At 72.5% G+C, this 13,970-nt stretch carries 9 protein-coding genes; 5 read left to right on the forward strand and 4 right to left on the reverse strand.

Annotation, left to right across the window (positions count from 1 at the left end):
• Positions 1 to 2: 2 nt before the first annotated feature.
• Together D9V36_RS04500 and D9V36_RS04505 are read right to left on the reverse strand one after the other, a co-directional pair.
• Entirely contained in the window at positions 3 to 1,967 is a 1,965-nt protein-coding gene (locus tag D9V36_RS04500; protein WP_129292610.1) for an APC family permease, read from the reverse strand.
• A gap of 142 nt (positions 1,968 to 2,109) precedes the next feature.
• The gene (locus D9V36_RS04505; protein WP_129292611.1) at positions 2,110 to 2,886 is read right to left on the reverse strand and encodes a GNAT family N-acetyltransferase; all 777 of its coding nucleotides are present in this window, start codon (positions 2,884 to 2,886) and stop codon (positions 2,110 to 2,112) included.
• 357 nt (positions 2,887 to 3,243) lie between these two features.
• Here D9V36_RS04505 and D9V36_RS04510 point away from each other — a divergent pair, with 357 nt between their 5' ends.
• From D9V36_RS04510 to D9V36_RS04525, 4 genes are all read left to right on the forward strand, one after another.
• Positions 3,244 to 5,436: a SpoIIE family protein phosphatase gene (locus tag D9V36_RS04510; protein ID WP_129292612.1), complete on the forward strand. Its 2,193-nt coding sequence runs from the start codon at positions 3,244 to 3,246 to the stop codon at positions 5,434 to 5,436.
• A 139-nt stretch (positions 5,437 to 5,575) separates the two neighbouring features.
• A complete protein-coding gene (locus D9V36_RS04515) occupies positions 5,576 to 6,754 on the forward strand; it encodes a MalY/PatB family protein (protein ID WP_129292613.1) in 1,179 nt (392 codons plus the stop codon).
• Between the two features lie 158 nt (positions 6,755 to 6,912).
• A complete protein-coding gene (locus D9V36_RS04520) occupies positions 6,913 to 8,184 on the forward strand; it encodes a VWA domain-containing protein (RefSeq protein WP_129292614.1) in 1,272 nt (423 codons plus the stop codon).
• The gene (locus D9V36_RS04525; protein WP_129292615.1) at positions 8,184 to 9,011 is read left to right on the forward strand and encodes a hypothetical protein; all 828 of its coding nucleotides are present in this window, start codon (positions 8,184 to 8,186) and stop codon (positions 9,009 to 9,011) included. Before D9V36_RS04520 ends, D9V36_RS04525 begins: the two co-directional genes overlap by 1 nt.
• A 75-nt stretch (positions 9,012 to 9,086) precedes the next feature.
• Here D9V36_RS04525 and D9V36_RS04530 read toward each other — a convergent pair whose 3' ends face one another.
• A complete protein-coding gene (locus D9V36_RS04530; RefSeq protein ID WP_129292616.1) occupies positions 9,087 to 10,454 on the reverse strand; it encodes a DUF5685 family protein in 1,368 nt (455 codons plus the stop codon).
• Between the two features lie 428 nt (positions 10,455 to 10,882).
• Positions 10,883 to 11,716 carry an undecaprenyl-diphosphate phosphatase gene (locus tag D9V36_RS04535; protein WP_129292617.1) on the reverse strand — a complete coding sequence of 278 codons (834 nt, stop codon included), beginning with the start codon at positions 11,714 to 11,716 and terminating at the stop codon, positions 10,883 to 10,885.
• 990 nt (positions 11,717 to 12,706) lie between these two features.
• On the opposite strand from D9V36_RS04535, the gene D9V36_RS04540 reads away from it, so the two are divergent.
• Positions 12,707 to 13,891, forward strand: a complete 1,185-nt coding sequence (locus tag D9V36_RS04540) for an acyltransferase family protein (RefSeq protein WP_164992876.1) — start codon at positions 12,707 to 12,709, stop codon at positions 13,889 to 13,891.
• The last annotated feature ends 79 nt before the right edge of the window (positions 13,892 to 13,970 follow it).

The raw sequence follows: 13,970 nt of genomic DNA on the forward strand, positions 1-13,970 counted from the left end.
GTTCAGCCGACGTGGACGCGGGGGCGTCGGTCGCGGTGGGGTTCGGCCTCGCGCAGGACTTCACGGGTGACGGGTGCGACTTCCCCCTGCCCGAAGAGGAAGAAGCGGAGGAACTGGGCGAAGGGATTGCCCTCGGTCCACTCGAAGTAGATGTGCGGCCGTGCTCCGGTGGCGTCGCGGACGTGCAGCAGCAGCGCGGCCAGCGCGTTGGAGATGGTGGAGCTTTCGAGGGCGAGCACCCGGAAGCGGCCGTGCATGACCTCGCCGCGTACCCGTAGTTCGCTCTCGAACTCGGACGGGTCGCCGACGGTGACCTCGACGAAGATGAAGTCGTCGTCGGCCGGCAGGTCGTTGTCGGTACGGATCTGCTGGAGCTTGTCGCGGTATTCGGACAGATCGCGCTGGTCGGGCTCGTTGGCGATGAAGCGGATCTTGCGGTGGGCGACATCGCGGACGAACCGTTCGGCCGTCTCGTCGAGCACGACGCTGGTCACCCGCAGCTCGAAGGCGCGGGCGAGGCGGGAGAGGAACGACAGCAGGATGATCCCGGCGATGAAGCAGGCACCGATCTTCACCCCGTCGGGGCGCTCGATGACGTTGGCGATGGTGGTGTAGAGGAACACCACGGAGATCACCGCGAAGCCGATCGTCCAGCCCCGCTCGCGGGCGCGCCGTGCGGTGATGGTCACCGCGATCGCGGCGGAGCTGATCAGGACCAGGACGCCGGTGGCGTAGGCGCCGCCCTGGGCGTCCACATCGGCGTCGAAGAGCCAGGTCACCAGGAAGGCGACCAGGGTGAAGACCAGCACCATCGGGCGCACCGCGCGCGCCCAGTGGGGCGCCATGCCGTAGCGCGGCAGGTATTGGGGCATGAGGTTCAGCAGGCCGGCCATGGCCGAGGCGCCGGCGAACCAGAGGATGGCGATGGTGGAGACGTCGTAGACCGTGCCGAAGGCGGAGCCCAGGTACTCGTGGGCCAGATAGGCCAGGGCGCGTCCGTTGGCCGGCCCGCCGGGCCGGAACGCCGGCTCGGGGATGAGCAGGGTCGTGATGAAGCTGGTGATGATGAGGAAGACGCTCATGATCACGGCGGCGGTGGTGAGCAGCTTCTTCGCGCCCCGGATGCGCCCGGTGGGGCGCTCCTCGGTGTCGTCGGGGTCGCCCTCGATATGGGGCATGACGGCCACGCCGGTCTCGAATCCGGACAGGCCCAGCGCCAGCTTCGGGAAGACCAGCAGGGCCACCCCGACCATCGCCAGGGCGCTGCCGTGCTCGGTGGTCAGGGCATGGGACCAGTCGGCGACGACATGGGGCGCGGTGGCCACATGCCACACTCCAGCGACCACCACGACCACGTTGAGCCCCAGGTAGAGGCCCACGAGGACGATCGCCACCCCGATGGCCTCCAGGAAGCCCTTGAGGAACACCGCGCCCAGCAGCGCGATCAGGACCAGCGTGATGACCAGCCGGCCGTTGTGCAGGGCGCTGGTGAGGTGGGGGTTCTCCACCAGGTGGGTGGCGGCGTCGGCCGCCGACAGGGTGATGGTGATCAGGAAGTCGGTGGCGGCGAACCCCAGCAGGGTCAGCACGAACAGCTTGCCCTGCCAGAAGGACAGCAGCCGCTCCAGCATCGCGATCGAGCCCTGGCCGTGCGGGCTCTCCCGGGCCACCCGCCGGTACACCGGCAGCGCGCCGGCCAGCGTCACCAGGACCAGGACGAGGGTGGCGACCGGCGACAGTGCGCCCGCAGCCAGGGCGGCGATGCCCGGCTGATAGCCGAGTGTCGAGAAGTAGTCGACTCCGGTCAGGCACATCACCCGCCACCACCGCTGTCCGCGGTGGGCGCTCTGCGGCCCCGCGTGCGGACCGGGGTGGTGCTTGGCCATGTCGGCCAGGCCCTCCAGCATCCATGCGCGCAGGCGATGCCGCGCTGCGGCCCGGGGAGGAGAACCGGCGGAGGCGGCCATCGTGTGCTCCTGTCGTACCGCGAACGGGGCCGGCCATCGACCGGACGGCCACGTCAGCGTACGTAGGCGGAGCGTCGTGGCCGTGGTGTTCGGCGGTGTGGCGCGTTCGTGTCCCCGGGGGCCAGAAGCGGGCGGCGGGCGTTCAGGCGGGAAGTCCGGCTCCCTGGCGGGCCGGCTTTCCGGTCAGGTGATGCACGTACTCGCGCGCCAGGCGGAATCCCGCGGTCCAGGCGAGGAGCCGGCTGGGGCGGTGGTCGCGGGAGCAGGTCCAGCTCGGGAGGTGGCCGCGGGTGGCGACGTCCCGGCACAGGGCGGTCACACAGGCCAGGGCCAGGCGCTGACGGCGGTGTCCGGGGCCGGTGAAGCAGGCGAGGTCTTCGTACCGGGTGCCGTGGAAGTACGTACAGGCCACGGCGAGGACGTCCGCTTCCCGGAAGGCGCCCCAGCCCAGCCCGGAGGCGGCAAGAGCGGCCGGGAGGCCCCAGCTCGCATGGAGCCACGCCGCGTCCCGGGTGAGGGCGGCCAGCGCCGGGGCGTCCTCGGGGGCCAGCCGACGCACCGTCACCCCGTCCGGGAGGCGCGGCACCGGTACCGGCACCTGGTGCAGATACAGCATCCGCTCCCACGGCACGACCAGGTCGAAGGCGCTGCTCAGGGCGGGCAGAAAGCGGGCGGGGGCCTGCACATGGTGCGCGCCGAAGACGGCGAGGGCGTCGGGGGCCAGGGCGCCCGGGTCGCCGCGGAGCAGGACGTGGCCCGCGCAGGCCACGGCCAGGGCGCGGGGAGCGGTGGCCCGGTCGGCCCACCAGCGGCCGGTGCCGAAGGCCCGTACGTGTTCGGGCAGCGCGGCCGCCCCGGGGGAGCCGGCCGGGAACCAGTCGGTGAGCGGGGGGAGTTGGTCCGGGGCGAGTTCGATCACTGGGTTCCAACCCGTCGGCGGAGGCGGAGGCGGGAGCGGCCACCGGCCGGGGCCGGACCGGCCCTCAGGACCCTAGGAGAGAAGGAGGCGAAGGGGGCGCAGCCTCTCTGGGGAAGGGCGCCGGGTACTCCGAACGGACGCACCAGGACCCCGAGACGTAGGGCAACGGCAACGGCAGGAGAGAGGGCAGGAAGGGCGAAGGAGAAGGACGACACGAGAAGGACGCGGAGTGCAGCGTGTCGCCGGGAGGATCCGCTCGGTGATCCTTCCGGCTGCGGCCTGGATTCCCCGGGGTGGTGTGCCAGAGTGGAGGTGGACGGGCGCCGCGGTCGACGCGCGCGAGAGAGGCGGCCTGTCATGTCCCTACAGCCGGATCGCCTCGGTGCGGTCACCACTCATCCCCGGTCTCCGCCCCGGCGGACCGAGGCGTACGAGGACCTGTTCGCTCAGGCTCCGGTGATCTTCGCTGCGCTGAGCGGCCCCTCCCATCTGCTGCAGGCGGCCAATCCGGCGTTCTTCGAGGCGTTCGGCGGCGGGCCTGCGCAGACCGGCACGCCGATCGGCGAGCTGATTCCGGAGCTGGGCCCGCAGGGTGTGCTGGGCCGGCTCGATGCGGTGTACCGCACCGGCACCACGTTCCGGGCCCGCGGCGCGCGGCTGGTGCTCGGCGCGCCGGGGAGGGAACGGGAGGGGTTCTTCGACTTCACCTACGAGCCCCGCCGGGACGCGGTGGGCGAGGTCGACGGGGTGATCGTGATCGCGGTGGACACCACCGTCCACCACCACGCCCAGCTCCTCGCGGCCGAGCAGCGCATCCTGCTGGAGCAGATAGCCCGCGACGCCCCGCTCGGCAGCATTCTGACCGGCATGGCCCGGGCGATCGAGGACCTGTCGCCGGACTTGATCGTCTCGGTGCTGCTGGCCGATCCCGGCGGCCGGCAGCTGCGGCACGGCACCGGGCCGAGCCTGCCCGCCTTCTACAACGAGGCGATCGACGGGATCCCCATCGGTGCGGACGTGGGCTCGTGCGGCACGGCCGCGTATCTGCGGGTTCCGGTGATCGCCACCGATATCGCCACCGATCACCGGTGGGAGGACTACCGGGAGGTGGCGGCGCGGGCCGGGCTCGCGGCGTGCTGGTCCACTCCGATCCTGGGCACGGACGACCGGCTGCTCGGCACCTTCGCGATGTACCACCGGGCTCCCAAGGCCCCCGAGGAGAAGGACCTGGCCCTCAGTGCCGCGTTCGCCCGTATCGCCGCGCTGGCCATCGAGCGCCACCGGGCCCTGGAGGCGGGCCGCGCCGCCCAGGAGCGGGAGCGGGAGGCCCGTGAGGACCTGGCCTTCGTGCTGGACGCCAGCACGGCCATCACCCGCGAGCCGCACTACGCGGACTGTCTGCAGCGCCTGGCCAGGCTGACCGTACCGACCCTGGCCCCGCTGTGCAGCGTCCATGTGCAGGAGGACGGCCGGACCCGGCGGATCGCGGTGGCCGCCGCCTCCCCGGCCGAGGAAGACCTCCTCGCCTCCCCGGTGCTCGCCGGGCACGTCGACCGGGCGGTGGCCCGGGTCCTGGCCTCCGGCGCCACGGAGACCGGCCACCCTGCGGCCCCGCCCGGCGACCGGCCCGGGCTGCCCGGGCTGCCCGGTGTCACCGGTTATGTCAGCGTCCCGCTGGCCACCCTCGGCCGCACCTTCGGCGTACTGACCCTCCTGGCCACCGACCGGCCGCTGGACGGCCATGCCGTCGCCCTCGCCGAGGAGCTGGCCCGGCGGGCCGCCTCCAGTGCCGACAACGCCCACCAGTTCAGCGACCGCGTCCAGCTGGCCCGCGATCTGCAGGCCGGGCTGCGGCCTCCCCAGCTGCCCCGGATTCCCGGCGCCGATCTGGCGGCGTACTACCACCCCGCCGGCGAAGGCCTGGAGGTCGGCGGCGACTTCTACGACGTCTTCCCGCTCCCCGACGACCGCTGGGCGTTCATGATCGGCGATGTCTGCGGGCGCGGCGCACTGGCCGCCAATACCACCGGCATGGTCCGCCACACCGCACGCGCCGCGGCGCGTCTGCTGCACGATCCGGCGGACGTGGTCGCCGCCATCAACGACGCGCTGACCGGGAGCCCGCTCGACGAGGAGCACTTCGTCTCCCTCGTCTACGGCGAACTGCGGCACGCCGGGTCGCACCTCGCACTGGAGCTGATCCGGGCCGGTCATGTGCCGCCGCTCGTGCGCCGCGCCGACGGCACGGTCGAGCATCTGGTCCAGTCCGGCCTGCTCCTGGGGATCGGCCCGGAATTCCACGGCGCCTCCTGCCGGCTCGACCTCGCGCCGGGCGACAGCCTGGTGCTGGTCACCGACGGCATCACCGAGGCCCGCTCCGCCACCGGCGAGTTCTTCGACGAACACCGTCTGACCGATGCCCTGTTCGCCCTCCCCGGCACGGCGTCCGGTGCCGCCGGTCTCATCGAGGCCGTCCATGCCGCGGTGACCGCCTTCGCGGGCCGGTCCACCCCCGATGACCAGGCCGCTCTGGTGCTCACCGCCACCTGAAGCCCGGCCCGGCACCGGCCGGCCGGCGCGGACGGGGCCCAGCGCCACCGGCCCCGGCGATGACGGGGAAACACCCCCAACACCCCCTGGGGCCGCTTTCCCTCTGCCCTTCGTCGCACATCGTGCCTATTTTGGCTCCATGGATCCCGTGCCGTGTGCCTCCCCCGACGACCCCAACCCGCTGCGCCGGCTCTCCCTGGACGCACTGCGGCGGCGTACGAGCATGAAGTGGCGTGCCTACCCGGACGATGTGCTGCCGCTGTGGGTGGCGGAGATGGATGTGCCGCTCGCCGAACCGGTGGCCACGGCGATCACGGATGCGGTCGCGCTCGGCGACACCGGCTACCCGGCGGGCACCGCGTACGCCCGGGCGCTGGCCGGTTTCGCACGGACGCGATGGGGCTGGGACGGGCTCGCGGTGGAACGTACGGCGATCGTGCCCGATGTGATGCTGGGCATCGTCGAAGTGCTGAAGCAGCTCACCGGGCCGGGCGACCCGGTGGTCGTCAACTGCCCCGTCTATCCGCCGTTCTACCAGTTCGTGACGCATATGGACCGGCGGGTGGTGGAAGCGCCGCTGGGTGCGGACCTGCGGATCGATTTCGCCGCGCTGGAGGGGGCGTTCGGGCACGCCGTCGCGGACGGGGGCCGCGCCGCGTACCTGCTGTGCAGCCCGCACAACCCCACCGGCACCGTGCACGGCGCCGGGGAGCTGTCCGCGGTCGCGGCGCTCGCGGACAGGTACGGCGTACGGGTCGTCGCCGACGAGATCCACGCCCCGGTGGTGTCCCCGGACGCCGGGTTCGTGCCCTACCTGAGCGTGCCGGGCGCGGAGGCGGGACTGTCGCTGATGTCGGCCTCCAAGGCGTGGAACCTGGCCGGTCTCAAGGCCGCGCTCGCCCTCGCCGGGCCCGCCGCCGCCGCCGATCTGGCCCGTATCCCGGAGGAGGTCAGCCACGGCCCCAGCCATCTCGGCATCATCGCCCACACGGCCGCCCTGCGGGACGGCGGCGACTGGCTCGACGCGGTGCTCCGCGGCCTCGACGACAACCGCCGGCTGCTCGGCGGCCTGCTGGCCGAACGGCTCCCCGCGGTCCGCTACCGCCCCGCCGCCGGCACCTATCTCGCCTGGCTCGACTGCCGCGCGCTCGGCCTCGGTGACGACCCCGCCGCGGTCTTTCTCGACCGTGGCAGGGTGGCTCTCAGCCCCGGTGCAGGCTTCGGCACCGGCGGCGCCGGGCACGTCCGGCTCAACCTGGCGACGTCGCCCGAGCTGCTGACCGAGGCCGTACGGCGGATGGCCGTCGCACTGGCCTGAGCACGGCACCGGGCGGCGCTCCGTACGCCCCTCCCCCGACGCCGTACAGAGCACGGATGCCGGTCCGCCGGGCCGGCATCCGCGCCACCGCCCCTTGCCCGCACCGCATTTGAGGGGCCGTTTTTGGAATGCGGGGACTTTCTCCATACGATCCGGCGATGATCACAAGAAAACGGCTGGCGGCCGGGGTGTGCGGCCTGCTGGCCGCGATGACCCTCGCGCTCGCCCCCACACCCGCCGGCGCCGATGAACCGGACGCCAAGCCTTCCCCCAAAGTCGAGTTGACGCTCGATGTCAGCGGCTCGATGCGGGCCCGCGACATCGACGGCCAGAGCCGGATGGCCGCGGCGAAGCAGGCGTTCAACGAGGTGCTGGATGCCGTGCCGGACGAGGTCCAGCTCGGCATACGCACCCTCGGCGCCAACTACCGCGGCGAGGACCGGAAAGTCGGCTGCAAGGACACCCGGCAGCTCTACCCGGTCGGGCCGCTGAACCGGACCGAGGCGAAGACCGCGGTGGCCACGCTCAGCCCCACCGGCTGGACGCCCATCGGACCGGCTCTGCTGGGCGCGGCCGACGACCTCAAGGGCGGCGACGGCTCCCGCCGGATCGTGCTCATCACGGACGGCGAGGACACCTGCTCCCCGCTCGACCCCTGCCAGGTGGCGCGGGACATCGCCGCCAAGGGCATCCATCTGACGGTCGACACCCTCGGTCTGCTGCCGGACGCCAAGACCCGCAACCAGCTGAGCTGTATCGCCGAGGCGACCGGCGGAACCTACACCTCGGTACAGCACACCAAGGAACTCCGGGACCGGGTACACCAGTTGGTGGACCGCGCGGCCCGTCCGGTGGTCACTCCGGTGGCGACCGAGGGGGCTCAGCAGTGCGCCGGCGCCCCGAAGCTCAAGCCCGGTCTCTACACCGACCGTGAGAAGTTCGCCGAGCACCGCTGGTACCGGGTGGACGTCCGGCCCGGCCAGGAACTGCGGTCCTCGGTGAGCATCGCCGCCGACCGTGCGGTCAACAACGACTACGGGGTCCTGCTGCGGGCCTCGACCGTGCACGGCAGGGAGATCGTCCGCGGCGCCGAGGCCGGCGACGGCCGTACGGATGTGATCTCCTCCGGGCTGCGCTACCCGAAGGCGCCGTCCGCCTCCTCGGACGACGACACATCCGCGCCGGAGACCGTCTGTCTGCAGGTCAGCAACTCCTTCTCGGCGCCCGCCTCGGTCAAGACCGATCCGGGCCTGCCCGTGGAGCTGACCGTCGACCTGGTGGACGGGCCCGATGACGCCTCCGACGCGGCCTTCTTCGGCCTCGGACACGGCTGGTGGCTGCTGGTCTCGCTGGCCCTCACCGGGCTGGTCGCCGGCCTGCTGTGGGGCTGGATCTCCCGTTGGCGCGTGACCGTCTGGAGGACCCGCTGATGCGCACCCTACGCACCCTGACGGCCGCTGTGCTGGCGGGCGCCGCTCTCTTCGGCACGGCGGGAACGGTCTTCGCCGACAGCCCCTCCCCCAGTCCGAGCAGCAGCACGGACGGGGAGGCGCCGGCCCCGACGGAGGCCGGTACCTCGTTCCGTACGGCGACCGCCATCACCCCGGACCAGCGGGCCACGGCCGATGCGTCGACCGGCGACTACCTCTACTGGGTGCTGCCCGTGGACGCGGGGCAGCGCGCCACCGTCAAGGCCAAGGTGACCCTCCCGCAGAGCGCCCGGCACGGCACCGCCACCTGGCAGCTCGATGTCTATGACGGGCTGCGCCGCCGTCAGTCGTGCCAGTACGGCGCCCAGACCAGGGCGGCGGCCCGGGATGCGGGCTCCGTCGAGCTGTCCTGCACGCTGCGTACGGTCCGCGCCTGGGCGGAGCCGTGGGCGAACGACCCCCTGCCGGGCAGCTACTACGTACGCCTGACGGTGGCCGACCTGCCCAAGGACGACCTGGGTCTGCCGGTACACGCCGAGGTCGATGCCGCCCTCGCCGACCAGGGCGGCGCCCACGACGTGGACGGCACGCTCGCGGCTCCCCTGGTGCCCGGCGCCTCCACCGCCTCACCCGAGGCCCAGGAGAGCGCCGCACCGGGGAAGCCCGCCGCCCTGGGCGAGCCGGACGGCGGCTGGTCCTCCGGCGGCTGGTCCGACCGTTGGCTGTGGACCGCGGCGGGCGGAGTGCTCGCCGCCCTGGGCGGCATCGCCGGCTACCGCTTCACCGGGGGTTCGGGACGCCCGTCGCGGGTGCCACCGGGCGCCTGACCGGCCCGGGGGCGGCCATGGCACGGGCCGTGGCCGCCCCCGGCGGACGTCAGGATCGTCGGGAACGTCAGCGATTCAGCAGTCGCAACAGCTGCAACATTCACAGCATTCGCAGCATTCGCACCACTCACAGAGACTGCAGCCGTCGCAGCAGTCGCAGTTCTGGCAGCATCCCTCGCGCTTCTTGCGCGACCACGGCCCCTCGTACTCCTCCGCACAGCAGAGCTTGCAGGTGCAGCACAGCCCGATGGCGACCGCACAGCCGGCGAAGAAGCCGCGGGGCTTCTTCGGCTGCGGCGGGAAGTGCGGCATCCCGCCCTCGCCCCCGCCGGAGCCGCCGCCGTGACCGCCATGACCGCCGCTCGGGCCGCCGGGGCCCACCGGACCGCCGCTGTACGGGTTCTGCGGCCCGTTCAGATGCTGCCGCCCGTGGGCGTACGGACCACCGCCGGCCGGTGCCTGGCCGTAGTGGGGAGGCTGCCCGTGCTGCGGAGGCTGTCCGTACGGGGAGGGTCCGCCGTTTCGGTACGGGTTCCGGCCCTGGCCGTCGTACGGCCCCGGTGCTCCGGGCCCCTGGTGGGAGCAGGAGGCCGTGCCGAAGGCGCGGTCCACCGAGCGGCGCAGTTCGTGGACCAGCAGCACATGCACCAGGGCGGAGTCGGCGAACTCCACGTCGCGCAGGGCGAGTCGGATGCCGTGCAGCGCGTCGTCACACAGCCGGCGGGCCTGTGCGAGGGTGGCGCCCGTCGCGGCGAGCGGGTTCCAGGCGCCCTCGGCGGCGTCCGAAGCCTGGTCCTCCACGGCGTCGAGGAGATGGGCCAGCCGCCCGAAGAACCGGCCGGCCTCGGCCAGCGGCGCGGCGTTGCCCGGCCGGCCCGCGAGCACCGCGGTGTGGGCGAAGGCCGCGGCGGTCGCCGTCTCGGTCGGCTCGGTGATGAACGTCAGCGGTGTGCCGGGCCCGGCCAGCTCCTCGATGCCCAGCTGCCGGTCGACCGCGTCGACGAGTACGGCGGTGTCGAAGCCGAGGGTGGCGCCGGTGCGCGCCCCGGCCCGGTCCCAGCCGGCGGCGACCCTGCGCGCGGCGGCGGCCACCGGCCGGCGGCGCAACGCTCCGTTCCCGTCGGCGACATGGTCGCGTATCTTCGCCGAGGCGAGCACGAGGGACACCGATGCCGCGAGGCGCGCGCCCTCCCCCTGCGCCACCGACGCGGTCCGCATACCCCGCAGCGGGCAGGGCCCCGCGGTACGGCGGCGGGCCGGCGCGGGACCGGACTGCGCATCCGTCAGCACGGAGATGATCAGCCCGTCGTAGTTCGTGACGACCCGGGCGAACTGCCCGTGGTCGCCGCGCAGCGCGAGACAGAGGCCGCACAGATGGGCCATCCACTCCGCCTTGAGGCCCTGGGACAGGCGATGGGTGCAGGGCCGGACGATTCCGAACACGTGAAAGAAACCCCCGTAAGACGTCGGCATGGACCGGCCTCGGTCGGCGCGGGCCGGCAGCGGCAGGAATCGTACCGAGTGTGCCGTTGACCTGGACACACACCCCGTGCGGGGGGGGCCGCGGGGATCGGGTGGAGCCTGATTGGCCGTCATATCGACGGCGGTGGCGGCACGGTCGTCGGTCCGGGCCGGTCCGGGCCGCGCGGCGGTGAAGGCGGCCGCTCCGCGGTGCCAGGGGAAACACCGGCGGAGCGGCCGCGGGGCCCAGGTCCACAGGAAGGCCGGGCCGGGCCGGGAATCGGGGAAAATCCCGCGGCACACCCCTTTGTACGGACTGCGCCCCGGGAGCGTTCAACCGGCCCGGGAGATACGTCGGCCGGACAGGTGCGCGGGGTCAGATCGCTGCCGGACGGACCCCGCGGCGGCCGTCAGGAAAGGACGCCCATGCCCAGCAGGCCGAAGAGGAGCGCGCCGACGAGGATCCGGTAGATCACGAAGGAGTTGAAGGAGTGCTTGGCCACGAACTTCAGCAGCCAGGAGATGGAGGCGTAGGCGACGGCGAAGGAGACGACGGTGCCGATGGCCAGTGGCGCAACGGCGGCGCCGGCACCGATGGCGTCCTTCAGCTCGTAGATGCCCGCTCCGGTGAGGGCCGGGATGCCGAGGAAGAAGGAGAGGCGGGTGGCCGCGACGCGCTCCAGGTCGAGGATGAGGGCGGTGGACATCGTCGCGCCGGAGCGGGAGAAGCCCGGGAAGAGCAGGGCGAGGATCTGGGAGCAGCCGACCCACATGGCGTCCTTGAGCGAGGTGTCGTCCTCACCGCGCTTGTGGCGGCCCATCTGGTCCGCCGCCCACATCACCCCGCTGCCGATGATCAGCGACCCGGCCACCACCCACAGGGAGGCGAGCGGGCCCTCGATCAGCGGCTTGGCGGCCAGGCCGACGACGACGATCGGGATGGTGGCGTAGATCACCCACCAGGCGAACTTGTAGTCGTGGTGGTAGCGCTCCTCGCGATTGCGCAGCCCGCGGAACCACGCACCCACGATGCGCACGATGTCCTTGAAGAAGTACACGAGCGCCGCGGCGATCGCGCCGACCTGGATGACCGCGGAGAAGGCGACGACGGTCTTGTCGTTGACGGGGATGCCCATCAGGCCTTCGGCGATCTTGAGGTGGCCGGTGGAGGAGACCGGAAGGAATTCCGTCACCCCCTCGACGGCTCCGAGGACGACGGCTTGGCCGATGCTGATCGCGCTCATGGGATCCATTTCCGGTGATGGGGTGAACGTGCGGCGCGGATGCGCCGTGGTGCGGTGGGCGTGGGGTCCTGCGGCCGGGCGCACGGCGGGGACGAGGGGGCGTCGGCACCCTCGTCGGTGCTCCCGGTTCGGCCGGGGCGGGTCTGGCGGATGCCTCCGGCGTCACCGGGACCCACGTATGCCGCGGTGCACCGGTCGGTGAAGCGACTGTACTGGTGGTCGTGCCCTCGGGCCGAAGCGAAGGGCGCGGCGGACCGGCACGGCAGCGGCCCGGCGGGCGGGCGCGGCGGTGCGTGCGGCCGGCGAACGGCGCCGGTGCGAACGGGACTGGCGCAAACAGGACTGGCACAAACGGGACCGATGCGAACAAAGCAGGCGGGAACAAGGCCGGCGGGGCCGGGAACAGGAGAGCAACGGGCATGGTGACGGGCCCGGGTGGCGGACGGCCGCCGGGATTCGGTACGGATGAACGGCGCCCATGGCCGGCGACGTACAGAAGGGCGGGCACCCGGACACCGCGCCATGTCGTCAGCCCCTCCCGTGATGGGTCGGGATGCGTCCCGCGCGCCCCGGTGTCTAGAGTGCCAGATGGTCTACAACACTGTAGACGACCAGGAGGGGGAACCGTCCCATGACCGAGGCGCAGGTGCAGGCGCAGGCGCACCGTCGGCCTGCGGCCACCTTCCCCGGCCCCCGCGCGCACCTCCGGAGCAGGAACATCTCCCGATCCGCGGACGCGCCCCCGCCTTCACCTTCGCCTCCCGGTCCGCGGGCGCACCGGCGGGCGAAGGTGCCCCACAGCATTGTGGGGCACCAGATCCCGCCGACCCGCACCAGGAACGCCACACAGCACCGGTAGGGTCCTCCACCCGTCCCCTACCAGCACATATGAGGAGTCAGGATGCCGCTTGCCACGATCGCCGCAGTGATCGCCCCCATCACCACGGCAAGAAGGGCCCGACGACCGAACGGCCACTGGGAGGCCGTGTCGTGATCCCTCCCTCCCACTCCTCCGCCTCCGCCCTGCAGGACAACGAGCGGCCGGCCACCGCCGAGGGGACCGCCACCCCCGGCCACTCCCCCGCCCTTTCCCCTGCCGGCACCCCGGGCGGCACCCAGGCCGAATCGGCGCCACCGCCCCCGGCAAAGCACCGCGACGCCTTCTTCGACAACGCCAAATACCTGGCGATCGTGCTGGTGGCCCTGGGCCACGCCTGGGAACCTCTCTACGCCGGCAGCCGGAGCGCGGCCGCGCTCTATATCTTCGTCTACGCGTTCCACATGCCCGCATTTACCGTCATATCCGGGTACTTCTCCCGTAGTTTCGAAATGCGGCGGAACCAGCTGCAGCGGCTGGTCACCGGCGTCGCCGTCCCGTACATCGTGTTCCAGACGGCCTACGCGGCGTTCCGGTACTGGGCCGGCGACGTGCCGGACTTCTCTGTCGACCTGACGGACCCGTGGTTCCTCACCTGGTTCCTGGTCGCCCTGTTCCTCTGGCGGCTCACCGCCCCGCTGTGGCGGATCGTCCGGTGGCCGGTACCCCTGGCCCTGGCGATCGCCCTGGCAGCCTCGGTTTCCCCGGATCTCGGCAGCGGCCTTGACCTGCAGCGGGTCCTGCAATTCCTGCCGTTCTTCGTTCTGGGCATGTGCCTGAAAGCGGAGCACTTCCAGCTCGTGCGCCGCCGGGCGGCGCGGATCGCCGCGGTGCCCGTCCTCGTGGCCGCGCTGGCCTTCGCCTACTGGGCCGTGCCGCGCATGAACGACGCATGGTTCTACCACACCGACAGCGCACAGCATCTGGGTGTGCCGTGGTGGTGCGGCATCCTGATGCAACTGGCCATGTTCGGCTGCTCGTTGGTCCTCACGGCCTGCTTCCTGGCCTGGGTGCCCGGCCGCCGGACATGGTGCACCGTACTGGGCGCCGGCACCCTCTACGGCTACCTGCTGCACGGATTCCTGGCCAAGGCCTCCCGCTGGTGGGACTGGTACGACGCCGACTGGATCCACACCCCGTGGGGCGCCCTCGCCGTCACGCTCCTCGCCGGTGTGATCGTGACGCTGCTGTGCACCCCACCGGTCCAGCGCGCCCTGCGCTTCGTCATGGAGCCGAAGATGACGTGGGCCTTCAGGAAGGAGCCCTCGCCCGGCGCCCCACCGGGCCGTACGGCCTGACGAGGACGAGGGACCAGCCGGTCAGGGGGTGAGGGGCGGGGCCGACGAGCGACGCCCCCTGCCGGTTCGCCTCGGGCCG

Source organism: Streptomyces lydicus (genome assembly GCF_004125265.1).
GTDB classification, from domain to species: Bacteria; Actinomycetota; Actinomycetes; order Streptomycetales; family Streptomycetaceae; genus Streptomyces; species Streptomyces lydicus_C.

Bases quoted from the DNA above. Each gene is read 5' to 3' on its own strand.
- D9V36_RS04500 (WP_129292610.1), bottom strand. From the start codon at position 1,967: ATGGCCGCCTCCGCCGGTTCTCCTCCCCGGGCCGCAGCGCGGCATCGC.
- D9V36_RS04510 (WP_129292612.1), top strand. From the start codon at position 3,244: ATGTCCCTACAGCCGGATCGCCTCGGTGCGGTCACCACTCATCCCCGG.
- D9V36_RS04515 (WP_129292613.1), top strand. From the start codon at position 5,576: ATGGATCCCGTGCCGTGTGCCTCCCCCGACGACCCCAACCCGCTGCGC.
- D9V36_RS04520 (WP_129292614.1), top strand. From the start codon at position 6,913: ATGATCACAAGAAAACGGCTGGCGGCCGGGGTGTGCGGCCTGCTGGCC.
- D9V36_RS04525 (WP_129292615.1), top strand. From the start codon at position 8,184: ATGCGCACCCTACGCACCCTGACGGCCGCTGTGCTGGCGGGCGCCGCT.
- D9V36_RS04535 (WP_129292617.1), bottom strand. From the start codon at position 11,716: ATGAGCGCGATCAGCATCGGCCAAGCCGTCGTCCTCGGAGCCGTCGAG.